This window comes from Paenibacillus sp. MER 180, assembly GCF_023713665.1.
Taxonomy (GTDB): Bacteria; Bacillota; Bacilli; order Paenibacillales; family Paenibacillaceae; genus Paenibacillus_B; species Paenibacillus_B suaedae.
This window is the reverse complement of record NZ_JAMAVT010000007.1, coordinates 139,509-163,938: the sequence shown is the minus strand read 5'-3', so window position 1 is coordinate 163,938 and position 24,430 is coordinate 139,509. Positions and strand designations below refer to the sequence as shown.

Here is a 24,430-nt window from a genome sequence, read left to right as displayed (position 1 = left end):
CACTTATCGATTAAATGATTACTTCTATCATTCGACCCCAAGCGCCGGAATAAAGAAGATTCAGCAAACATCCAATACCTTTCGTGTATTCAAGTCTATGAAGCACAGGTACATACTGAGATAAATGGAGGAACTGCCTCTTCCACCCTTAGGTACGCTGTTCTGGGGATGTCAATCTAAGTGCATGAAACAGCGGCATATGCTGATGATTCGTTCCATGGACAAGATAATCATCCTCGACACGGTCAATGAATAGCACACCATCCAAATGATCCATCTCATGCTGGATGCAGCGGGCAAAGAAATCCTCAGCCTCCAATGTGACCGTCTCACCATCCCGGTTCATCGTTGTTATCTTAATATATTGATGACGCTTCACTCTGCCGTAGTACCCAGGATAAGACAAGCAAGCCTCCATCCCTTCCTGCTCGCCAGCCGTCTCGACAACCTCTGGGTTAATAAGTTCAATATATCCGTCTCCGACATCCATGACGACAACACGTCGCAAAATCCCAATTTGCGGTGCCGCAAGTCCTGCTCTTCCCTTCTCAGCATACAGGGTATCCTTCAAATCATTAAGCAGCGATATCGTACGCGCATTCAGCTCTGTAACTGGCTTGCAGCGCTTGCGCAATATCGGATCTCCAAAAGGTAAAATGATGCGTTCAGCCATCTCTCTCACTCCTTTCTCTCTGGCAATTGCTATCAACCGCCTTAATGGCAGATGGTTTACACATTCTTTGAAATCAACAATCACGGTCTACTCGCTATTATTTCCCTACGTTCTATTGGGAAGCTTCTCGCTTCATTTTACGCTGCTCCCTAAAGTACATGTCATCTTCATTGGAGTTTTCCCTATCCAATATAACATAAATATAATGTCATTATTTTTCACCCTGTTGCATACCTGTTCCATCACACTATGAACCAATAATTCTCCCTATTCTATCTTCCTCTAGCCTGACACCGGAAGCAATCGAAGTAGAGGTTGTCCACCCAACAAATCATTATAACCATAAAAAAGGGCCTCCCCTTCGCCGACCATCGTCGCCTAAGGGGAAGACCCTCTTATCCATCTTCGAATCTTCGATTATTCAGCAGCTACATTCTTAATGCCTTGCACCTCGAAGCCGTAGATACGAGCTGCTGTATCTCCGCCTTGGGTTGGTTTCTCAACGTTAAGGCGAACATAACGAGCCTTGGTCTTAGCAATCGCGTGCTTGGACGTGCCCTTCTCGTTGTCCGTCACCTTCACAGCATCCGTCCAATTCTCGCCGTCCATGCTGAGCTGAATCGTGAACTCGCGTGTATTGAAGGCAGCCGATTCACCGCCAGCCTCTGCATGGTGTACGATGAACTGTGTTACATCATACTCCTTACCCAAATCAACCTTCAGCCAGTGCTTCTCATTGCCGACTGCACACCATTTCGTATGCATCTCGCCGTCAACGGCGAACTGTGGCGCTTCACTGTCATTGACGAAGCTGGACGCTTCTGTCTTCGCACCCTTAGCCAGATCCTCTGCCCGGAACGCTGCTTCCTTGGATACCGTAATGAGCTGCGACTTCGTCATTACATCTTCACCAACTGCATTTTTCGCAGTCAGCTTCACTTCATACGTGCCTTCCTTCGCGAAGCTTACCTTCGGATTGCGCTCCTTGCTTGTCTCAGGCGTTCCGCCTGGGAAGCTCCATTCCCATTCTGTTGTCACTTCCGAAGACTTATCTGTCAGCTGTACTTCCTCACCTGGCGCCACGAACGTCTTATCCGCCTCGAAGTCTGCCTTAGGGGACGGATATTCAGGCCAGTCAAACGAAGTCATTGCCGCGCGGCCTTCCTCATAGTGACGATTCACCGGAACGACTGCTAGTTGCGTCGTCTTCTCCATGTCGCCGCCGCGCTTCATTTCAGACACATAGTAATAGTTGTTGCCTGTTGCGCCCATGAATTCACGGGAACCGTCCGGCTTCACACGATAGACTTGGTAATACTGCACATCGTCGCCCAGCGCTGTCCACGTCAAGCGAGCGTCTGCATAAATGCCGTCACGGACATCGTTTTCAATTATACGTACATCCGATACTTGACCTACAGGAGCCGTCTTCTCATTCTTGTCGCGGATCGCAAACTCCCCTACGTTTGCCAAGTATAGATTATCATTGGCCTTGCCTTCCACTTGAACGGATACGCCAACAATTTTCTTGCCTGCATATGGGCTCAAGTCATAAGTTGCCTGTGTCCAGTCTCTCTTCGCGCCAGCTGCCTTCGTATCAGAAGGCTTCACAAACGTATATGTATCCGGTGCTCCTTCGAACGCAACACCGATGTTCAGATCAGCAGCTTCCGGTGCATTCGAATGGTACGTCAACGTCATTTGCATAGCAGCTGTCGCCTCTACATCAGTCTTGTACAGCTTCACATTTGAAGAAGCGCCTTCCGCAACCTCGCCCTGAAGCTTCAAGGAACTGCCGCCATAGAAGGAGTTCGAGAAGTCGAAGCTTGGTGCAATCTTCTGTCCAGACTCGTCAACCATCCAGCGCCATGTCGGCAGAACGTCCTGCAGACTGCGGTTGAACCATTCACGATCACGGACCTTCTTGCCGAATACACTGAACTGCGTACCGTTACCTGTATTGAAATGGGTCACGAAGTCAGACTTCGTAATGACCGTCTTATCTACGATATCATGCGCAATGCCACGCCATGCCCAATCGTTCGCCTTCGTCTTGGATGGATCGAGGCTATCGCCTACCCACAGACGCTGCTCCTTCTTCATGAATTCGTCATTCGTCTTGGTTGTATTGAACGCCCAGTCTGGGCGATACAGGCCAAGCGATGTCACCGCGTCCTGACCTTCCGGGAACAATACCGGGAAGTTGTACTCCCCTTGATAACCGCCGCCGCCTTCCAAATCCATACCTGCGAACAGCTCATGGCGATCCCGCTTCAATTGCTCAGCTGCCTTCGGCGAGTTCTGGAATGGCGTTACGTAGTCGTACTTGCCATCTTTCTTGAACTGCCAGCGGAAGTCGATGAACATATTGTCAGCTACTCGCTCCTCCCCATCTTGGAAGAACATCTTATTGTTGTCCGTCAGTCCACCCTGCCATTTCACAGGGCCATCCTTCACCATGGAGTCATACCAGATGATTTCCATATTGGAAGGCTTGATCTTCTGCAAATATTTTAAAAACTTCTGCATATTCTGCGCATCTTCCGGCGTGCCGCCCTGTGTCTCCTGGTTAATGAACCAGCCGTCGAAGCCATAGTATTTCGCGACTTCAATCAGTTTGTCTGCAACAGGGAACGTACCGTCCTCACGCTGCTGGATCAGATCACGCATCCATTCGATTTTACCGCCGTGCTCCTTTTGTGGAAGAAATACGGTGCCGTATACCGGTACGCCATTCTTGTGCGCTGCATCAATTACGTCCGCACTTGGAGGAACGATCAAGCCTTCCCCGGCAGATCCGCCCCACATAATCAGCTTGTCAACATACTGCCAGTAGCTGAACGCGTAGCCATGGAAGCTGTCATTGCCTTGCGATGGTGCACCGCTCGTACTTTTGTACATCGAAGCAAGCGCCATGACCTTGGCGTCTGACTTCGCATTCGGGTTCACCTTCGCTCCTTGTACACGAGAAGTGTCCAGCTTCACGGAGCTGCGGTTGAATGCCGCATCCTTGTCTGTCTGTGCCGACCACGACAATAGCGTATCCGGGTACCAATACGAGGAATGCGGCTGCGCAGCCTCTGCCTGGCCAGCGAAGCCAGCAAGCGATCCAGCAATCATCGCTGTGCTGAGCATCAAGGCAAACTTGCGTTTTATCTGACCTCGGGAAAGTATAGTCGGTTTCAATCGTTTCATTAGAATCCCCTCCAAAGTGACGACTTTCTCTTGATGTTGTATAGACAAATCCAATGCCTCAACAAGCGTATCCGAAGTCTCTCCTAACTTTGGTAACGCTTCCACAATGTTGTCGTGACCATTGTAAACGTTTACGAAATAGAAAAAAAGGGAACTTCCGCCTAAACGGCAAGCACCCTTTAATTTGTCTAGTAAATCTTTAAAATCTACACCAGAATAAATGTCACGAAAGTAACTAAATGGATTACTGAAAGCGGATTTTTAACAATCGCACGAATACATTCGGGAAGGCAAGCTCCTCCATCTCTTCTGGACCTGCCCATTTGTATACGGTATTGTCCTTCGGCTGCAGATTGCGAAGATTACAGCGGTACACGCGCATTTGCCAATGAATATGGCTGAACGTATGCTCTGCATCCATCCAGTGTTCAACGGGCGCAACATCTACCCCCTCCGCTTGCAAGGAATGATGCAGAATCGCATACGACTCAGCGTCGCTCATCCCGACGATGCCCACCTGCTTCGGTACGAGAATATGCGGCAGCTCCCACATCTTCGCCAGCAAGCCGGTATCCGGACGTTGACGGACAAGCACCTTGCCTTCATGTTCTCCAGTTCCCTCAATCAATGCCGCATACCGAAGCTCCGGTTTCGGCGGCTTCGCTTTTGTCTTGATCGGCAGGATAAGCTCTTCTCCTGCCATGCGTCCCTCACAATGCTCCATAGCTGGGCAGAGCAGACATGACGGGGATTTTGGCGTGCACACGAGCGCGCCGAGCTCCATTAGTGCCTGATTGAAATCGGATGCGCAGCCCTCCGGAATAAGTTCCTGTGCCAAATGCTCCATATGAACACGCGTTGCTGGCTTTGCGATATCATCATGCAAGCGGAAATAACGCGACAGCACCCGCATTACGTTGCCATCCACTGCCGGCTCCGGCCGATTGAAGGCAATGCTCATGATCGCACCGGATGTATATGGCCCAATGCCTTTTAACGCGGACACCTTCGCCTTGTCATTAGGGACTTGTCCGCCGTATTGTTCCTTCACTTCTCGTGCTGCAGTCTGTAAATTACGCGCCCGGGAATAGTATCCGAGCCCTTCCCATGCCTTCAGCACTTCTTCCTCAGGTGCATCTGCCAGCGCCTCAACGGTAGGGAATTTCCCTATAAAGCGTTCGAAATACGGCTTTACCGTCTCCACACGCGTCTGCTGCAGCATAATTTCGGATACCCATGTGTAGTAGGGATTCGATTGACGCCGCCAAGGCAGATCCCTCTTATTCGCCCGATACCAGAGCAGAAGCTCGCGGCTGAAATATCTCTTTTGCTCGTCCATGACGGCCTCCTGTCTTTTGTCTATTGATTTGTCTCTAGTAATTAGTATTCATCCTATAAGCGCAGTCTCCTTGCCCATTATACATGAAGGGAACCAGTTGTGAACGTTCTGCCAACAATCCACACCAGCGCTTGCAAGAGAGGTACTGGAATTTCTATACTATTCATATAGAAATGTCCCAATAGAATGGAGGGCATCATCAGTGCCACAACGTCGAATGTTCACACGCTTCATCCCAATTGTCGCCGGTATCGCCTTGCTAGGACTGCTTGCCGGATGCGGAGGAGGAGCAAATAGCAGCAATGAGAGCAGCTCAGGAAACGCCAAAAAATCAGCTGCACTAGAAGGCCCAGAAGAAGTTGTCACCCTGTATAAAAACAATTGCATGCAATGCCACGGCAATGAAATGCAAGGGATGATGGGGCCAGAGTCAAACCTGCAAAAGATCGGCAGCAAGCTGACGAAGGAAGAGATTGCGAATACGATTGAAAATGGCGGCAAACTCATGCCTGCCCAAGGCGGACGTCTGGAAAAAGAAGAAATCGACAAAATTGCTGACTGGCTCGCCAGCAAGAAATAGCCTCTTCCCCCTCGAGGCCGATAACCCTATAAGATAAGTGCTCGATGAATATATGCCAACATACGAACACCTCATAGTAAGCAAGGACGGCAATAAGCCGTTTTGCTTTGAGAGGCCTATCCTTTCAGCTATAATAGATAATAGATAATTGATATATAGGGATCGAAAGGGGATGTTCGAATGGAATACCTATCTATCACGATATCACTCATCACGTTATTCGTATGCTTATCTGTGTACAACAAGGTAAGTGCCATGGAGGCACGCATCAAGGCAATGCAGGTAAGTTATGACCACATCGCCCAAGAAGACGGCCTGTCTCGACATCCTGTTCAAGACGAGGTGCTTCAGCTTGTACGCGACGGCAAGAAAGTAGCCGCAGTCAAAAAGGCGAGAGAAGTGCTTGGCTTGTCGCTCGTAGAAGCGAAGCAATATGTAGACGCTCTTGAGGCCTAATAAACGCTTCATGCTTATCATTATTTTGCAGACTCTTACATAAAAATGGGGTACCCTTGTCGGGAACCCCATCTTCTATTTACGCTGTTCATTATTATCCTGGTGAAAAGGTTCCGCTCCCGCTCACATGCTGCCTATCATACCAATGGTCGACAGCCGATTCCCCTACCTCGCTTAGTAATGGAACACGCGACTCCCTACGCTCGCCAAGAGTGAACAAACCGCTTCGAAACCCTTCATTCACCACATCCTCTGTATAGCCACTAAAGCTTAGCTGAAGGTTGCCCGACGCCTGAACTTCCTCAACGTTCGAACTGGCAAATAAGGGCGGACGTACAACCAGGGTCTGTACGTGGACATGGCGAATCAAGCATACACACTCCGAACTCTCCGCTTACCTGCTACGCAAGTGCAAATCCTAAAAAATGATCCTGCTGGACGATGGACTGTTTCATATTTTGCATAAAGATAACCTGCTGATCCGTCAACTTGCTAAAGTCTGCATAAGTATGATGATACACATAGGAAAATACATGTCGATAATCGATGAAGTCATTCAATCGTGGTGTAATAAGCCTCGTGGAGCGATGGCTTGTGTAACCTTCCATCATTGCATCATGGAAGCGCTCGGCGAAGTTTCGCCGTTCTTCTGGAGCTTGCACAGTGGAGACAGCATGATAGATGGCGATCGCCACATCATATGCGTACCAATGGTATTCGCTGTCTCCGAAGTCAATGATAACTGGGGTATTCTGTTTAATCAGGAGATTGCCCTGATGAAGATCGCCGTGAACAATTCCATACTCTGCGGGAGTAACCGTCTGTTCAGACAACCATTTGCAGTACTGCTCCCATTTGCTCCGCACAGTCGGATCAAGCTGATGATGCTCTTGCTGGTACAGTGCATGCTCCTTCCAATGCGGACGGACAAGAGGAGATCCATCGTAAGCTTCTGAAGCTGCATGCATCTGTGCAAGGGCTGCCCCCCAATCCTTGAATAAGCGTTCATTCCACACTTGCTCATCATGGATCTGGATTTGTTGGCCTACTATCTTCTCATATATCGTAAAAAAGTGAGTTGGCAGGGAATGAACAAGTTGACCTCTTAAAGAAAGCGGTGCTGCAACCGGAATACCGTATTCATGAAGATATTGCACCCATTCCACTTCAGACTGAATATGTGCCGTATTATGAATTCCATGCTCATATAACTTTATAATGACAGGACTTCTCCCTACAATAGCTGCCTCGTATACATTAAGATCGTAACCACCAATTATATGCAATTCCGACCTGTCGCACCCGATGTAGTCACATACCTCCAGAAGCACTTCTTCCGGCGCCATAATCTTACTCCCCCATTCCACTATGTATCTGACGTACGCCATTCTACAATAGCCTGTGCCGACGCAATGCTCGGCTGGTGCGAGATGCTAAGATGAATGCGATATTCGCTGCTGGACAAGCCGAGCCGCTGCCAAGCAGCTTTGCTCAATCGGGCAATCGGCTTGCCAAGCTGATCCGGCAATATCTCGATGTCTTGGAAGGAGATCACTTCTCCGATTCCCGTTCCAAACGCCTTCACGATTGCTTCCTTGGCAGCGAATCGGCCAGCGGCGAATTCGACCTGCCTTCCTCCCTTGGTCGCATATACGGCCTGTTCGCGTTCTGTTAGTATACGAGCGATAAATCGTACACCGATGTGATCATGCAGCAGCTTGTTGACACGCTCAATTTCGATGATGTCATGCCCTAATCCATGTATCATCCTGATCCTCTCCTTCCATGCGGCTTCGCCGATCAATCGCAAATCAACGCTTCCAGATATATACACGAAATTAATCTTGCGGTAATTGTATCACATGCAAGAGGCACTGCCCAACCTATAACGGCTGACAGCGCCCACATACGCTCCAGAATCAATTATTCGCCTACACGCCATTTCACCAAGAAATGAATCACAAGAATCGATACTATGCTGTACCCCAGCAGTACGATGCTGTTCAGCATGACATCTGTTGTCCATCCTGTCAAAAGTACTCCCCGCATCGCCTCTGCCGCATATGTGGTCGGAAAAATATAGGCCACCCACTGCAATAATGATGGCAGCTGATGCATATCAACCATGACGGGCGACAGAAATGTAACGAACATCATCAGCGCCTGCACAAGCATATTTGTCAGCTGATGATTCGGCGACCAGAACCCGATGCCTACACCGACGCCAACAACACTGGTCAAGGACAATAGCACAACAATCGGCAGCGCCCATGTAATATGAAAATCAATGCCGTATCCCCATTTCCCAAATGATGCAAGCAATACAAAGGACGGAAGGGCACTCATTAAGCCTTTCAGCATATTGGCAATTACGAAGTTCAGCTTGGATATCGGCAATGACAAGTAGTACGTAAAATGACCTTGATGCTTCTGCCACGATATCTCCTGCCCCATCGAGTTCATCCCCGTTACGATAATACCGAATATGAGGTTGCCGGCAATGACCCGGATCAATGCTTCATGACTCGGATTGTCAGTAAAAGAAATCATGAATAGCATGGTTGTAAATGGAAACATTGTTGACATCAACAGAACCCACACCCATGTGTCTCGAATGTTGGCGTATTGAATTCGGATTAGGATTATAAACTCTGTCAACTTCCGCCCAATTCCTCTTGTACCTGCGAATGGGACTGCTGATTTGACTGCAGACTGGCTAACGATATCAGATCTGCTTGCTGCTTCTGATTTCATACATCCTGCACCTCCTGCTCTGCTTGACGATCAATATGGAAATACACATCCTCTAAACTTGGCGGCTTTACCGCGTATTCCTCGATCGGCAAGTGAGGAGAACGAACAATATAATCGAGCACAAGGCTCGCTTCTGATTTGTCTACGAGCAAACGAAGCCGGTTCTCGCCATCAATATGAAGCTGTCCCCACTGTCTCAAAGCCTGCTCGGCAGCCTCACGGCGGCCAAACTCCGTGGTCAGCTCGAATTTGAGCCGCTGATCGACCTTCTGCTTCAGCTTGGCGACCGCATCAATTACTAGCAAGCGTCCATGATTGACCACTGCAACCCGATCCACTACCTGCTCTGCCTCAAGCACGTTGTGCGTAACTAGGATAATGGTCGCCCCTTCACGATTGCGTTCCTTAATTAAATTCCATACGAGGCGGCGGTTCGTGGGATCCAGTTCATTCGTCGGCTCGTCGAAAATAAGGACTGGAAGACGGCCGATCAATGCAGTCCCGATGCCAATCATCCGCCGTTGCCCTCCAGACAAATGCTTTAGCTGCTTATCGCGAAAGTCAGACAATCCCACCATCTCCAGCAACTCCGCTGACTGTCTTATGGCGTCCGATTTTGTCATCCCTCGCAGGCGCCCGGTAAACTCCAGCGCTTCTTGTGCTTTCAACACAGACAAAACATGCGGATCCTGCGAGAAATAGGCAACCTGCTGTGCCACATATTTCGTATGGCGCGATACATCCATACCCTTGAATAGCACCTTTCCTTCTGTAGGTTTCAGGTGTCCGATCATCTGCTTGATCAGGGTTGATTTGCCCGCTCCATTGGGGCCAAGCACCCCCAATATTTCACCTTCTTGCACTTGCAGCGAAATATCTACATTCGCCTTCACCTTGCCGCGTTTATACATTTGACTCACATGGTCGAGTTCATAAATAACAGGATTCACGTTCCACCCCTCCCTATATGGTAAATAATACCTAACAGGTTTAGTATCAACAACCGACCATCGATGGATCTTATATTCGTTCTCCAGGTGAATAAGCTGCTCCGTCCGTAGACGGAGTACTTATAGACGGCGTTCTCCCTGCTGACGATGTCCTCCATAAGCGGAGTTTCACTGTAGACAGTGTCTCTCTTTAGGCAACGCTCTCCTGTAGCGAAGTCTCCCTGTAGTTAGTGTCTCTCTATAAGCAATACACTCCTGTTGACGAAATCCCCCTGCAGATAGTGTCTCTCTTCAGACAATACCCTCCTGTTGATGAAGTTTCCCTGCGGATAGTGTCTCTCTTCAGACAATGCTCTCCTATTGATGAAGTTTCCCTGCGGATAGTGTCTCTCTTCAGACAATGCCCTCGTGTAAAGTTCTTGCCCTGCCGAATCTTCAATGTTAACCTTTATATATAATAATCAGTTAACATTAAAGATTCAGAGCGTTCGTTATTTACAAAGGAGCTGGAAATGAGATGGAAACAGAAAGACGGGAATCTCTTCTACATAAGGATCGTTCGTATGTCTGGCATCCCTTTACACAAATGAAGGAGTATGCCGATCGTGATCATGTGTTAATTGAACGTGCGGAGGGCATGTATGTATACGATGCAGAAGGGCGTCGCTATTACGACACCGTGTCTTCTTGGTGGTGCAACCTTCACGGACATGGGCATCCACGCATTAAGGCCGCGATTGCCGAGCAGTTGGATCAGTTCGATCACATTATGTTCAGCGGCTTAACTCATGCCCCAGGGATAGAACTGGCGGAGAAGCTTGTCCAGCTTAGCCCCGAGGGGCTAAATAAGGTATTCTATTCGGACAATGGATCGACTGCTGTGGAAGTCGCTATTAAGATGTCCTTTCAATACTGGCAGCAGATTGGCCGCCCTTCGAAGACAAGGTTTGTTTATTTGGATGGCAGCTATCATGGTGATACATTGGGCGCGGTAAGTGTGGGCGGAGTTCCGCTCTACCATTCACTTTTCAAGCCGCTTCTGTTCCATGCCCACCGCGTGCCTGCGCCGGATATGCGCACTACTCGCATATCCGGCCCTATTGGCGAGCGGGAGGTCGCGGAGGCGGCACTAGCGCCGGTGCGCGAGCTGTTCGAACGCGAGGGTGATACACTCGCGGGCATCCTCGTCGAGCCGATGCTGATGGGCGCTGGCGGCATGATCATGACGCCTGCCGCTTATATGCAAGGCTTGCGCGAGCTGTGCTCTGCGTACGATGTCCACCTTATTGCGGACGAGGTCGCAACGGGGTTCGGGCGAACGGGCAAGATGTTCGCCTGTGAGCACGCCGGGGTCAGCCCCGACATCATGTGTCTCAGCAAGGGGCTGACCGCAGGCATAATGCCGCTCGCGGCTACACTGTGCCGCGACAGCATCTACGCCGCGTTCTACGATGATTACGCGGCGCAGAAGACATTCTTCCACGGCCACAGCTTCACCGGCAATCCGGTGGCGTGCTCCGTGGCCCTCGCTTCCCTGCGCCTGTTCGAGGAGGAGCATACACTCGAACGAGCGCAAGACACCATTGCCGCGCTCGGCGAGGCGATGCGCGGCATTGCCGAGCTGCCACACGTTGCAAATGTGCGGCAGCTCGGGTTCGTTGCGGCGTTCGACCTATATGAGGATGTCGAACACCGCAAACCATTTGCGCCCGAGCAGCGCATCGGGGCGCAAATGTACGAGGCGGGCTTCGAGGATGGACTCATCCTCCGCCCGCTCGGTGACACCCTCTACTTCTGGCTGCCGCTATGCGCCACGCCAGACGATGTGCATGACATCGCCGCTCGCACCATCCGGGTGCTCCGCCGCGTTCTGCAGCTGCAAGCGCCAGCGTGCTTAGAGTAAACAGGGAACCAGCGGAGAAAATAAGCCCAGTTAAACATAAAAGAAAGAAATCATAGAAAGATGACTCTGGCTTAGGCTGGGGATTCGGATTCGGATTCGGATTCGGATTCGGTCTTGGTCTTGGTCTTGGTCTCGGTCTTGCGGTCTCGGATCTTGGTCTTGGTTTTTGCTTCGGCATTTGGCATTTGGCTTCGACCGACAGCATTTTACGGCGTTGGTGAGATCAATGCAACTAATTAAGACACTTATCTGCGCGTGCTACTATTTTGTACACTGTGAATGGACAAACAAGAAAAATGTCTATACAAAGGTGGACAAAGAGGATAGTATGTCCTCCATACCTGAATTTCTATATATAGAAACAAATATGAACATATATAACCATATATAGATAAAAAAAGACTTCTGGGTAGGTACCTCTCCTCCGAAAATGTGTCCACTATTTGAAAGACATTTCAGTGTTTTTTCCTCCGCAAGAGGACAAATCACACACCCAAATGCTATCACTAGACAAACAACACAAACAACAAGAGCCCTGTGGATACACCAGAGGAATTCCATCAATATTGGAATTAGGTTCTGGCTCCATAGGGCTCTATAACTTTTGCAACTAGTCTGAATTGTATGCTGCTCCGTTTATCTCAAACCATTTACAAGATCTGAGGATGTGATTATTCGTCTTCGCCAATGATGCGAACTTCAGTTTCGAGCTCGACGCCGAATCGTTCGTTAACTGTCTTTTGTACGTGGCGAATAAGAGAGATATATTCGCCTGCAGTCGCATTGTCCACGTTAACGATGAATCCTGCATGCTTCGTGGATACTTCAGCACCACCCAAACGCGTTCCCTGCAGGCCGGATTCTTGAATGAGCTGTCCCGCGTAATGCCCCGGAGGACGTTTAAAGACACTGCCGCAAGATGGATATTCAAGCGGCTGCTTCGATTCACGCAAAAATGTGAGTTCATCCATCTTCGCCTTAATTGCATCATATTCTCCCGGCACAAGTGAGAACGTTGCTTCCAGCACCATATATCCTTTCGGACCGATGTTGCTGCGGCGATATCCTAATTCAAGCTGCTCCTTGGTAAGCCGAACTAGCTCCCCTTCCGGCGTAAGCACCAGCGTACTTTCTAATACATCCGCAATCTCTCCGCCGTATGCACCAGCATTCATGTACAATGCTCCACCTACAGAACCCGGTATGCCGCAAGCGAATTCAAGTCCCGACAAATGATGCTCCCGCGCGGCACGCGATACGTCGATAATTGCCGCACCGCTCTGCGCGATGATCTGATCTCCGTGGCGTTCGATTTTGTTCAACTTGTTCAAATTGACAACAATTCCACGAATTCCGCCATCCTTCACGATTAGATTGGAGCCGAATCCAAGGATCGTTAGCGGCAGTTCATGCTGACGTGCGAAATCAATGACAACTTGCAGCCCTTCGTAATTATCGGGCGTTACATACAAATCGGCCTTGCCACCCATTCGGGTATAAGTATGTTCTTTAAGCCATTCACCTTGTTTTATCGAATCTTCCGCAATCCGTTTACATAATTCATGATACCGTTCTGAGAGGTTATGCATGCTATTCCATCCTTACTTATCTTATTCATTCAACCTTACCATTACATTCATTTCACATTAACATCCATTATAGCCATACCAATACGAGAGTGTTCGCCTATGTGAAGCTCTCTATCGTTGTATGGACGTTCCCTTACATACATTCCAGTATATCAAATTTTCTCAGACAATTAAGATGGCAAAAGTCACCCCTTGTCCAAGCCCGCATGTATGCCCCTAGTCTCATGAAAGATAATCAGTACGTGGAGCCACTACTCCAACATATGCACGAACATGGGCGAATGGCAACAATAGTGAGGGCGGCGCATTGATAGTGAAGCTGCAAATGATGCAAAAGCCTGTTACATGCAAATAAGAACAAGTTCTGATGATACGCAATCAAGATGCAACTGATTCGAAACGGCGTTAATGCTCTGCTGATGCCGCTCAATCATAGATAGAGATGATTCGCAAATGCGTTACACGCAAACATAAATAGAGACACAGAACCAAAAGGGTAGATGATTCATCGCTGCATTGCATGCAAACATAAATAGATAACACCGGATCAAAGAGGTAAATGGTTCTTCGCTGTGTTACATGCAAGCATAAATGATAACACCAAATCAAAGAGGTAGATGATTCTTCGCCGTGTTGCATGCAAACATAAATAGATGACACCAAATCAAAGAGGTAAATGATTCTTCGTTGTGTTACATGTAAACATAAATTGAATCAAAGGGGTGGGGGATTCATCACTACGTAACATGCAAGCATAAATAAGATTTGAGAACTTATCATCGAAGTTGTCTTGTTGATTGAAATACGCTCGTTCCATACAGTGGCATAGTACGGTTACAAGTATGCTTTCAACGAATGTCCATTTCTTCATTCATGGTTCAAGGTCATTACTGGGAAATAGGAAGTCGGAAGGTGCAGAAGGTGTGAATGTACTCAGAAGCAACAAAAGCCGCCTATTCAAGTAGGCGGCCCAGCTCTATTATCCTGCTACATCTCTCTTTGTAAAGGTAAGCCAAGAAACAACGTGAAATGCAAGGAAGTAAACAATCAGCACGGCAATCGAGAAGCCGAGCGTCATATCCGGGCGGAGTGGTGTTCCCTCGAAATACGGACGGAGGTCGATATTGGCGAACAGTATATATTTCCCCCAGCTATAATGCGCGAAGAGCGCTGCCATATTTCCGCCAATGAGCAAAAAGCACAGGGAAAATGCGATAGCCATAGACGAGCTGCGGAATGCCGCCGATATCATAAAGGCCAATGTCACAAACATAACTAGCTCAATGATACTGAACCCATAATCCTTCAGCAGCGCAAGCAGCCTCGAACTTTCTACAATTGCACCGTCTTCTCCGATACCTATGAGTGACTGTGAGAAACCTCCAAAACCCTCAACAACCCCTCCTACCAAAAAGGAGAATAGAATATTGATTGCAGTAAGAACAAATGCAAATTGGAGGGTAGCCGCATACTTGCTCAGTAATATGCGGGTGCGTGAGGCGGGCCCAACGAGCAATAACTTGATCGTCCCCCACGAATGTTCGGCAGCGAACATATCCGCTGCAATAACAACAGTAAATAGAACAACAACCAGCATCAGCTTCGAAGAAAGATTCACGATGCTCCATATGTTCAAGGCATGCGGATTACGATTATGCTCCATGTAGTATTCATTGAGCTGGATCCGGTTCGTTAACTCCTGCTTCGCGTCCGGCCCAATATTTCCACTGGTGTCTGCAAGTTGCTGCTTCAAATGTTCATTGGATTGGACAAGATATTGCTGCCATCCCTCACCCTTGCGCGGATCTTTGTCAATTTCCATAATACCGGTCAGCAGCACAATAACAGCCATAAGTATTCCGATCATAATCCATGTACGAGGGCGCCGATATATCTTCATATTCTCGTTCTGAATGAGATTGTAGTAGCTAGACAATACGCTCACCTCCTGTCAGCTCCAAAAATTGATCTTCCAATGACAGATTTGCCGCTTGAATGCCGTACACATCGATGTCTGCATGCACGAGCGCCCTTGTCAGGTCAGGCACCCGCTTGCGCCCTGCCGAAATATGAAGCTGGCCTTCATCAACATGCATATCAAGATCGGGCATCATTGCAGATAGCATCTCCCAAGCTGCCTTCGGGTTCTCGACATCAATCACGATATGCTGCGTATCCGCTTTCTCCTTCAATTGCCTCATTGAGCGAACATCGATCAGCTTGCCAGTCTGGATGATCGCAACTCGATCACACATCAGCTCCATCTCAGACAATAAATGAGAGGATACGACGACACTGATGCCTTCTTGATGCGCCAAGTTGCGCAAATAATCTCGCAGCTCACGGATCCCCGCTGGATCCAGCCCATTCGTTGGCTCATCGAGAATTAGTACGGAAGGCTTGTGCAACAGCGCTTGAGCGACACCAAGCCGCTGCCGCATACCCAGTGAATAACGCTTTACTTTCTCATGAATGCGATTTTCCAACCCAACGAGCTTCACGACCTCGTCAATCCGCTCTTTCGTTATGCCCGAATGTCTTCGTCCGTAATATACGAGATTTTGATACCCTGTCAAAAACTTATACATCTCTGGATTTTCAACTATCGCTCCAATATGGGTCATTGCCTGCTCGAACTGTTTGTGCACAGGAATTCCTTTCACGTAGATCTCACCAGATGTCATCGAAATTAAACCCACAATCATCCGAATCGTTGTCGTCTTGCCCGCCCCATTGGGACCCAGAAATCCAAATACTTCTCCCGCCGGAACATCGAAGGATATCTGATCCACGATTGTGCGTTTACCAATTTGTTTGGTTACATTGCGGAGCTGAAGGACTGCTTCTGAACTCATAAGTCACGAACCTCCCACCAGAAAATCTATAATTTCGGAACCTAGCTTCTGCATAACATTACGCATGGACGATTCTCTCAATCAGCAGCAAAATCTATATTTTTTATCGGCGTGTGTGTATATGTGTAAATGTTCGAATAATTAGATAGCAAAGTACAGCGCCAACCCCGGCTCCGCACACATATCCAATCCTTCCCGGATAAAAAAACTCATAACCCAAATATCCCCCGTATAGCGCCGCACATATGACACCTAACACAGTATAAGCCTTTTCTATAACAGGGAATACAAACTGCTTGCCGTTATTCTCCGCACGATTGCGGGAGTACAGCCACATGCCAGCGAGTAATAACAATATCGAAACGACACTTACAAACCCATACGAATAACCTGGCCCTTCATGAATGATCCATTCCCCTACATTAAAGAAACTGTCCCATCCTCCACCGTCCAGCACAGATTGAGCGGATTCCGACACAGGAATCATGAATATATGAATGAATTTCCCTATGACAAACCGCAAAAAATCAAACAGCGTCATGCACAACAGAAACATCAACGCCTGCATCGACCATGTACCTGTAAAGGATCCTAGGAACAAGGTAAGCGTGTATATGGATACTGCTACAAAAATCATATGGAGTCCTCGTACAACTATCTCCCCTATAGAGACATATTCACTTAAATGCGAGGATGCGAGCACCACGAAATCTAATCCCAGTGTAATAACAATTGTGCTCACAATGTACACAATACCAATCATCCATTTGGTCAAATACAATATCCATCTTGGATAAGGCAGGGCAAACATATGCTCATTCATCTGATTCCGCCGTTCCTGACCTAATAGCCAAACGGACAATATAAAACTACTAATAATGATAAAGATCAATCCACCGCCATAATCCCCATATAACCTTTCACTAAGAAGGCCATGATGAAATGCATCAGTAAAGTTCTGAGCAAAAATCTCCTTCAATGAATCAGGAGCCAACCACAGCTTCCACATGTGCGAATAAACGATAGGAAAAAAACTCGCCAGCAGCATGAGCCACAGCATAACGCGTGTCTGACGATACTCCTTCCACCAGAGCGCCTTTACGAACAGCTTATGCTTCATCATCGTTATCTCCCGCCTTCCCGATAAACCAATCCTCTAGCGTCAATGGGAGCTCATCGACGAGCAGCGGCTTCAGCTCTTGCAATTCTGTCAATGCTTCATTCGACTCTAGGATAACCGTATATACACGGCCGACCTGTTGTAGAACGAACACATCTTCCCGATGCAGCCACATCGGAGATTTATCCCCGTTAAATACGACCTGCAGCTTCTTCATCTGCTCGCGCAAAAGCTCCAGTTCCCATATATCATCCGTTCTCCCATCTCGCAGCAGAACCACAGAATCGGCAATCCGATCAAGCTCGCTAAGCATGTGTGACGAAATGACAATGGAATTGTTCTCATGGAGCGAGTCGACAATTAAGCTGAGGAGCTGTTTCTTAGCAACGGCATCGACGCCATTCGTCGGTTCGTCAAATAGGATCAACCCCGCCTTCGTTGCAAGACCAAGCGCTGTACTGAACAGCATCTTCATCCCTTTGGACAAGGTGCGAACTCGCTTGTGCATCGGCAGCTTGAACCGCTCCATCGCCGACGTAAAGAAGAACAAATCGAATTTGGGATAGATCATTCCGTACCACGCAGCACATTCCCGAATCGTGTACATTTCTAGCGCAGTTGGAGCATCGGGTACGAATACAACATCCTGCTTGCATGCCGCATGTGTGTGCGTGTGAATATCCTTGCTGTCATACGATACACTGCCCTGATCTGGGTCGTATACCCCAACCAACGTCCGCAGTAAGGTGGTCTTACCCTCTCCATTCCGTCCTACGAGTCCAATGATTTTCCCTGGTTCAATCGTAAAGCTTACTCCGCGAAGTATCGGTTTCCCATCTATTGCTTTATGGACATCCGTCACTCGCATCATGATTCATCCCTCCACCATTCCTCCGAAGCTTGCTCCACCATCTCTATAAATTCCTTCCGTTCCAGCCCCAAATGTTTCGCTTCAACGGCGATGCGGTTCAATTCATCCTTCAGCTTCGTCATTCGTTCATTCGCCATGCGAGGGAAAGGTGTATCCACAATGAATGTTCCTTTGCCTCGAACCGTCACAATTACTCCTTGGCGTTCTAATTCCTGATAAGACTTGCTCACTGTATTTGGATTTACTAACAGCATTGTCGACAACTCCCTCACGGACGGCACCTTGTCTCCGCTTTGCAGCGCTCCCTGCGCAACTAGAGCCTTCATCTGTTCGACGATTTGCTCATAAATCGGCATAGCGCTCTGTTCATGTAATCGAAACATGGCAGCCTCCTTTCACATTTGCAATCACGTAGCAGCTTCAAATAGATTCGTTCACAAGTGTACTACTTCAACTAGTACACATAGTACACCTGTAAACCTAAATATGTCAATACATTTATTGGAATACCATGCACCATTTTTCTTATTCTGTGTTACAATATGGCTGGATATTATCAGACCAAGGGGGTCGGATTAATGAGACATTCATTTACGCTCACATGGGAAGGGCAAGAACGCATTTTGCGAGGCGATGCCTTCACCCCTGGCAGCACCTTCAATTCAAAGGAAAAGCCAAAGACAGGTGTGCTTCTTGTAGCCCACGGCTACAAGGGATTCAAGGATTGGGGCATGTTCCCTTATGTCGGTGAACAGCTAGCTGAACGCAGCGGACTCCTGACCCTAACCTTCAACTTCACATATAACGGTGTTGGCCCTTCGCTCGATCGCTTCGATGAACCTGATCGATTTGCCGTTAACACCTATCAGCGAGAGCAGGAAGATATAGATCGTCTCTTCCACTGGGTACGTTCAGATAAATTTGGCCAGTGGATAATTTCTGAAAGAATCGAATATGATGTATTGCCGGAGACACCCATTTACTTGCTCGGACATAGCCGTGGAGGCGCAAGCAGTCTGCTCTATGCACTCGACCACCCGGATGCGGTAAGTGGCGTAATTTCGTGGAATGGTGTTACGCATATGGATTTGTTCACGGAACAACAGAAGGAGGAGATGAGGCAATCCGGGCGTTCTGCCGTTATTAATGCCCGCACCAAAGAGGCATTGCCATTAGATCGAGTTATGCTGGAGGATTTGGAGGCTAATGTGGAGAGATATGCATTGATTGAACGTATGAAGAAGGCTCATTTCCCCCTGCTTCTCGTTCAAGGCTCCGATGATTTGCCTGGATTCCGCGCGGGATCGGCACAGCTAATTGATAACTATCCTGCAGCGAAATGGATAACCATTGATAATGCCGGACACACATTTAATACAGTTCATCCCTTCCAAGGCACGACCCCAGCACTTGAAGCTGCAATCGAGGCTACCTCGGACTGGCTTCATCACCACCCACATTGAACTGCCAGCGAAGAACGACAGTACAACCTGAACGTAATCTGCTTGAACCATCGTGATGATTATTGCTTGCATGATAGATGCAGCATTAGAGTATAAGACAGGAGTTGCCTAATTGCCATGTTATCGAAACAACAGCTGATTACGGTCATTATGACTACCATTGCAGGACTAACTGCAGCTTACTTGCTTCATGTTCCACTCCTTATTGGGTTTGCACTCGGCTTCATCGTTCTCACCATCTTATCTCGTCGCCAAGGCAATACATGGACTTCTCTGCTTCGTTATATGAGGGATGGAGCCAAGCATACACTTGGGGTAGCTTGGATACTTATTATGGTCGGACTTATGATTCCCGCATGGACCATAAGCGGAACGATCCCTTATCTTATCGAACAGGGGTTGTCTTGGATCGATCCTGCTTATATGACAACACTCACGTTCTGGTTCTCCACGATCTTCTCCATGCTGCTCGGGACTTCAACTGGAACACTTAGTGCTGTAGGCATCCCTATGATGGGGGTAGCTGCGATTGCGGGCGTTCCATTGCCGCTTATGGCAGGGGCACTCGTCTCCGGCGCATTTGTCGGAGACCGGACATCGCCATTCTCCAGCACGCATCGTCTTGTCGCGGACTCTACAGGGACGAGTGTCGGTCGCCAATACCCAGCTCTCGTGCCAACCACGCTGCTGGCACTGGCTTCAGCGACTGCATTCTTCATGTGGTTCGATACACAGGGGAAGTGGACTGTACCAGAACAAGCACTGCGCATGGAATCATTCCATAGCCACTTCACCTTCAGTCCTTGGCTGTTCGCTCCAGCTGCTGTCTTGATTATCGCAATCATATTCCGACTGCAGGCTCGTATTGCTTTTACCTTGTCCATTATTGTTGCTCTGGTGATCGGTACATGGCTGCAAGGAGCGACGCCAGTCGAATGGGTGAATGGTTTCTTGTTTGGATATGAAAATGCCGAGCTCCCTTCCCTTCATACGAAGGGAGTACTGAATATGATTGAGCTTGTCCTATTTATTATGATCGCGGGTGCTTTTAATGGCATATTGGAGGCTACTCGTTCGCTGGAGCCGTATATCTCTGCCTTTATCGGGCGCAACAGCGCACTGCCAGGAGCAACCATCCGTGTCGGTTTATTCGGATTATCATTAACCCTTGTATCCTGTACGCAGACACTGCCAATTATGATGGCAGGCCGGAGCGTGATGCCGCTGTGGTCGGAGCGTTTCCCGAAAGAACAGCTTGCAAGGGTGATTGCGGACAGCGCGCTCGTCTTTGCCGCTATTATTCCTTGGAACCTGCTTGCGGTACTGTGCGGCACAATATTGGGTATTCCCGTTCATCAATATGCACCATTCGCAGTCTTCCTCTGGGTTATTCCAATCTGGACACTGCTCGTATCATGGGTAATTGGCCACAGACGAACACGCAAGCTGAAACCGGCACCTGCTCCAACGGTGCAAGGATTATAACCGAGACTCCAATTTAAGATCATGGCGAAGTGAATCATCTAAAAGCGATAACAATATAAATAAACCGGTTCTACTATGCAGTAGGAACCGGTTTATTTATTTCTGCTTTATTTGGTTCTATACCGTGTTATATTGAATATGTGACGCAGCTGACTGCTGCTGATGCTCGCACTTCTTGTTTTTCAAGCCGCAATTCCGAAGCTTCCCGATGTCGCCACTTCGCCAAGCTTATTGATTGCCATGAGCAACCTGAACGGAATCCGAATTATTCCTTGCTCCTACCGCCTTAATTACGAAGCGATAGCTCTGCTTAGAATCCATGTTCTTAAGCACATAACTATATTCGGCTTGATTTGGAAGGGCCGGGACATATACGCTCCAATTTTCCCCAACCTTATCATCCTGCTCATATATTCGGAAACCTCTAACAGGCTCCGACGCAACGGCAGGACGACTCCACGACAGAATCGCATCTCTGCTCTCGAACTTCAGGTGGGCTTGCTCCACTTTGCCAGGCTTGCCGTCCGTTCTTTTAATGCTGTACTCGTCGTATTTCTTAATCCCTTCGTTCTTTGCCGCCGTATAGGACGTGAATTTCAAAACATCGTTCGATATCGAAACATCAGTGAACATCTTTTTGAAGGGCTGTGCGTCAATGACTGCAAAATAATCGTCATACCCCGGATGTTTTTCGTAAAATTTCCCGCCTACTGAGTTTGTCATGAGGTACACGGAGCCTTTCGGATCGACTACATTCCCCTCTTTATCCTTCACCACGTTTTTGATCGGCTTATCATTGAGCATTTGGTAGGATCTCATATACATATGGTCATGGGCTTCGAACACAATATCAATTCCCAGCTCATCGAATACGGGCACCAAGTATTTTTTGTAGAACTGGATTCGGCCATCTTCCCACTGTCCAGCATTGTCTCCTGCCGAGTAAGGGCCTTTGTGGAGCGACACGAACTTCCATTTCTTATCAGTCTTTGCAACCTGATTTCTCATCCAGTCCAATTGAGCGTTGAATTCGGGATCCACCCACTCTAGTTCTCCTTTTTTATTCAATCCGCCCTCGAACTGGGAATTGAATTGCATGAAGAGCGCGTCCCCATATTCGAACGCATACACGGAACCGTCATGAGTACCTTTCACTACATCCTTCGGCAAGTTAAAATGGTTGTAGAAATTATTGTTGTCCGTAGTTTCGTCTCCATCGTAATCTTTCACCTCATGGCCGCCAAGCACGGGCACAAGCGGCACTCGGGCAAGTTCCTGCTGAGGGAGGCCCAGAAACCACTGCCACTGTGATTCCAAATCACCATTGTCGACCAAATCCCCGGTTAATATAAAGAACTTCGGATCCACGATATGCTCGATCGCTCTGCGGAACGTATCCTGCCAGAGTTCGAATGTGGACTTGCTGGAGGCTTGCGAATCCGATCCTACGATAAAATGAAAATCTCGATTGTCTGCGTGATCCGTAGTAAATGAGCCGATAGCTCCCCATCCGTCCGCATCCCCATTTCCTGCCCGATAACGATATGACGTCCCCGGCTTGAGATTATCAGCCGTGACCTTATGGCTTGCGAATTTCGTTTTTTTCTTGGAGGATCGATCGCCTTTTACCATGAATGTCTCGATAATTTCGGAACTTCCCGTATAAGTAGTCGCCTTAGCTTCCGGAAATGTGCCGTTCTCCATTTCGGAGGCTTCCACCACCTGCAGCTTCGTGCCAGATACCTCCTTCGGCGTATACCAAGCAAACGCCAGGCTTGTCTTGGTTCCTCCATTGAAGGTCATGTTTAATAACTGCGGCGCCTTGAGTGAGCTGTTCGTTTTGGGTACGCCATGAACAACGATATCCTTGATTCGACTTGAGCCGGTATCGCTTATCGAGCCGCTGCCTGACACTTTTGAATCAGAGTTTACGACCCAACGAATATATAATCGCTCTTGATCGGCTGCACTGCTTGGCAGCGCAGTACCGTTTAACGAGCTGGCAGTACTGTATTCCGTGCCTAGCACAAGTGTGCCTTTTTCAACGTCCGTCCACTTGGCCAGATCCGTGCTAATTTGGAGCTTGAAGTCCCTAGGCCCAGTACTGGAGGACTTCTGCTGCGAAGATACTGTAATTTGCTCCAGTCCCTTCGTCGACAAGGCGGCTAGCCATGCTTTCTTGCCTTTGCCCTTGTCCCAACCTTGATAACGGATGCTCTTTTCGTTCTCATCGAATGTAAATCCTATTCTGGAACTCCCACCGACCTCCTGGATAAGCGTAGCGGAATCTTTGGATAAACCGGATGCAGCATAGAAGATGCCTGGATCGTTCTTTAGGTTTGCAAATTCCCATTTAGCCACAATCTCTGCACTTGCAGACACGTTCAGTTCTTCCTCCGCGCGAGCAGAACTCATGCTGGAGACTGCCAGCATAATAACCGCTAGCCATACCGACAACACGCGATAACCATTCGCCAATTTAATACGCTGCTTTGCCATTCCATCGCCTCTTCCCATTCAATGAATTGAGTTCCTTGATATTGAATAGATAACAGAAAAATACAAAACTAGCCACTTATATTATACATATTATGGAATAAATGGGCTACTGAATTATTACCGTATTGCATAAGCCGTCACAGTCCGTTCACTTGTTTTTTTGGTTCGATCTGATAGAATACGGGTAATTCTCAGAATAACATTCTTCAGCGCAGCAGCGCACTCACGCTGTACGCAGACACAGTCAGCAAGGAGGATACCTATGACGACTCTATATTCGGACTTACGCACGAATGCCAATGTCAAACACTCTATTTCTACACTCCAACATCTCCTAGCGTCACTTACTCAGCAAGAAGTCATCACATGTCATCTCCCATTCATCGAGCATACGCTTTATCCTGAACATTCGATTTTCATATATACAGAACAGCAGCTTAATCATCCAGAATCTCCATTCCGTTTGAAACGTAAGCTTCAGGAAGATGAAGTTGTCATCGCCTATTTAGAATCCCGCGGGTTGCTCGTTGCCGCTGGCTCTGAATCTGCATTGTCTACAGCTTGCCTGAAACTAGGCAGCCTGTTTGAGGAACAGTGCGCAGTACAGCCGCAGGCCGCACGCCCTCGATTAAAAGAAATATTCTGGCAGGGCGTATCCCATGATGCACATCCTCGCGCGATATAACCGAAAGTGAAGG

Annotated in this window: 21 protein-coding genes; 6 read left to right on the top strand and 15 right to left on the bottom strand. The window is 48.2% G+C overall.

Features of this window, described 5'->3' with window-relative positions; genetic code table 11:
• Positions 1-148: 148 nt before the first annotated feature.
• From def to mutY, 3 genes are all read right to left on the bottom strand, one after another.
• On the bottom strand, positions 149-673 hold the full coding sequence (def, locus tag M3661_RS13845; RefSeq protein WP_065291596.1) for a peptide deformylase: 525 nt from the start codon (positions 671-673) through the stop codon (positions 149-151).
• A 417-nt stretch (positions 674-1,090) separates the two neighbouring features.
• Positions 1,091-3,868: an endo-beta-N-acetylglucosaminidase gene (locus M3661_RS13840; RefSeq protein ID WP_251485954.1), complete on the bottom strand. Its 2,778-nt coding sequence runs from the start codon at positions 3,866-3,868 to the stop codon at positions 1,091-1,093.
• Positions 3,869-4,112: 244 nt separating this feature from the next.
• A complete protein-coding gene (gene mutY / locus M3661_RS13835; RefSeq protein ID WP_251485953.1) occupies positions 4,113-5,207 on the bottom strand; it encodes an A/G-specific adenine glycosylase in 1,095 nt (364 codons plus the stop codon).
• Between the two features lie 202 nt (positions 5,208-5,409).
• On the opposite strand from mutY, the gene M3661_RS13830 reads away from it, so the two are divergent.
• Positions 5,410-5,787 carry a c-type cytochrome gene (locus tag M3661_RS13830; protein ID WP_083189203.1) on the top strand — a complete coding sequence of 126 codons (378 nt, stop codon included), beginning with the start codon at positions 5,410-5,412 and terminating at the stop codon, positions 5,785-5,787.
• Between the two features lie 180 nt (positions 5,788-5,967).
• A complete protein-coding gene (locus tag M3661_RS13825) occupies positions 5,968-6,243 on the top strand; it encodes a hypothetical protein (protein ID WP_072730606.1) in 276 nt (91 codons plus the stop codon).
• A 94-nt stretch (positions 6,244-6,337) separates the two neighbouring features.
• Here the strand turns inward: M3661_RS13825 and M3661_RS13820 are convergent, their stop codons facing one another.
• From M3661_RS13820 to M3661_RS13800, 5 genes are all read right to left on the bottom strand, one after another.
• Positions 6,338-6,613, bottom strand: a complete 276-nt coding sequence (locus M3661_RS13820; RefSeq protein ID WP_139070696.1) for a hypothetical protein — start codon at positions 6,611-6,613, stop codon at positions 6,338-6,340.
• A gap of 31 nt (positions 6,614-6,644) precedes the next feature.
• Entirely contained in the window at positions 6,645-7,589 is a 945-nt protein-coding gene (locus tag M3661_RS13815) for a phosphotransferase enzyme family protein (RefSeq protein ID WP_251485951.1), read from the bottom strand.
• 20 nt (positions 7,590-7,609) lie between these two features.
• Positions 7,610-8,011: a holo-ACP synthase gene (gene acpS, locus M3661_RS13810; protein ID WP_021261197.1), complete on the bottom strand. Its 402-nt coding sequence runs from the start codon at positions 8,009-8,011 to the stop codon at positions 7,610-7,612.
• Positions 8,012-8,166: 155 nt separating this feature from the next.
• A complete protein-coding gene (locus M3661_RS13805; RefSeq protein WP_083189206.1) occupies positions 8,167-8,997 on the bottom strand; it encodes an ABC transporter permease in 831 nt (276 codons plus the stop codon).
• Positions 8,994-9,947 (bottom strand): ABC transporter ATP-binding protein, encoded by a 954-nt coding sequence (locus M3661_RS13800; protein ID WP_251485948.1) that lies wholly within the window; start codon positions 9,945-9,947, stop codon positions 8,994-8,996. The genes M3661_RS13805 and M3661_RS13800 overlap by 4 nt, the downstream gene beginning before the upstream one ends.
• Before the next feature lie 517 nt (positions 9,948-10,464).
• On the opposite strand from M3661_RS13800, the gene bioA reads away from it, so the two are divergent.
• Positions 10,465-11,850: an adenosylmethionine--8-amino-7-oxononanoate transaminase gene (gene bioA / locus M3661_RS13795; RefSeq protein WP_251485945.1), complete on the top strand. Its 1,386-nt coding sequence runs from the start codon at positions 10,465-10,467 to the stop codon at positions 11,848-11,850.
• 671 nt (positions 11,851-12,521) lie between these two features.
• Here the strand turns inward: bioA and murB are convergent.
• From murB to M3661_RS13765, 6 genes are all read right to left on the bottom strand, one after another.
• Complete coding sequence (gene murB / locus M3661_RS13790) at positions 12,522-13,439, bottom strand: UDP-N-acetylmuramate dehydrogenase (RefSeq protein WP_021256157.1); 918 nt, start codon at positions 13,437-13,439, stop codon at positions 12,522-12,524.
• A 979-nt stretch (positions 13,440-14,418) separates the two neighbouring features.
• Complete coding sequence (locus M3661_RS13785) at positions 14,419-15,384, bottom strand: ABC transporter permease (RefSeq protein ID WP_251485943.1); 966 nt, start codon at positions 15,382-15,384, stop codon at positions 14,419-14,421.
• Complete coding sequence (locus M3661_RS13780; RefSeq protein ID WP_251485940.1) at positions 15,368-16,294, bottom strand: ABC transporter ATP-binding protein; 927 nt, start codon at positions 16,292-16,294, stop codon at positions 15,368-15,370. The genes M3661_RS13785 and M3661_RS13780 overlap by 17 nt, the downstream gene beginning before the upstream one ends.
• Positions 16,295-16,397: 103 nt before the next feature.
• Positions 16,398-17,417: an acetoin ABC transporter permease gene (locus M3661_RS13775; RefSeq protein WP_251485937.1), complete on the bottom strand. Its 1,020-nt coding sequence runs from the start codon at positions 17,415-17,417 to the stop codon at positions 16,398-16,400.
• Positions 17,404-18,285, bottom strand: coding sequence for an ABC transporter ATP-binding protein (locus M3661_RS13770; protein WP_251485934.1), 882 nt, complete (start codon positions 18,283-18,285; stop codon positions 17,404-17,406). Before M3661_RS13770 ends, M3661_RS13775 begins: the two co-directional genes overlap by 14 nt.
• On the bottom strand, positions 18,282-18,668 hold the full coding sequence (locus M3661_RS13765; protein ID WP_251485931.1) for a GntR family transcriptional regulator: 387 nt from the start codon (positions 18,666-18,668) through the stop codon (positions 18,282-18,284). Before M3661_RS13765 ends, M3661_RS13770 begins: the two co-directional genes overlap by 4 nt.
• A gap of 195 nt (positions 18,669-18,863) precedes the next feature.
• Between M3661_RS13765 and M3661_RS13760 the strand changes: the two genes are divergently transcribed.
• Both M3661_RS13760 and M3661_RS13755 read left to right on the top strand, forming a co-directional pair.
• Positions 18,864-19,748 carry an alpha/beta hydrolase family protein gene (locus tag M3661_RS13760; protein ID WP_251485929.1) on the top strand — a complete coding sequence of 295 codons (885 nt, stop codon included), beginning with the start codon at positions 18,864-18,866 and terminating at the stop codon, positions 19,746-19,748.
• A gap of 117 nt (positions 19,749-19,865) precedes the next feature.
• On the top strand, positions 19,866-21,233 hold the full coding sequence (locus M3661_RS13755) for a Na+/H+ antiporter NhaC family protein (protein ID WP_251485927.1): 1,368 nt from the start codon (positions 19,866-19,868) through the stop codon (positions 21,231-21,233).
• Positions 21,234-21,461: 228 nt separating this feature from the next.
• Here the strand turns inward: M3661_RS13755 and M3661_RS13750 are convergent, their stop codons facing one another.
• Positions 21,462-23,732 carry a fibronectin type III domain-containing protein gene (locus tag M3661_RS13750; RefSeq protein ID WP_251485924.1) on the bottom strand — a complete coding sequence of 757 codons (2,271 nt, stop codon included), beginning with the start codon at positions 23,730-23,732 and terminating at the stop codon, positions 21,462-21,464.
• 262 nt (positions 23,733-23,994) lie between these two features.
• On the opposite strand from M3661_RS13750, the gene M3661_RS13745 reads away from it, so the two are divergent.
• On the top strand, positions 23,995-24,417 hold the full coding sequence (locus M3661_RS13745) for a hypothetical protein (RefSeq protein WP_251485908.1): 423 nt from the start codon (positions 23,995-23,997) through the stop codon (positions 24,415-24,417).
• The last annotated feature ends 13 nt before the right edge of the window (positions 24,418-24,430 follow it).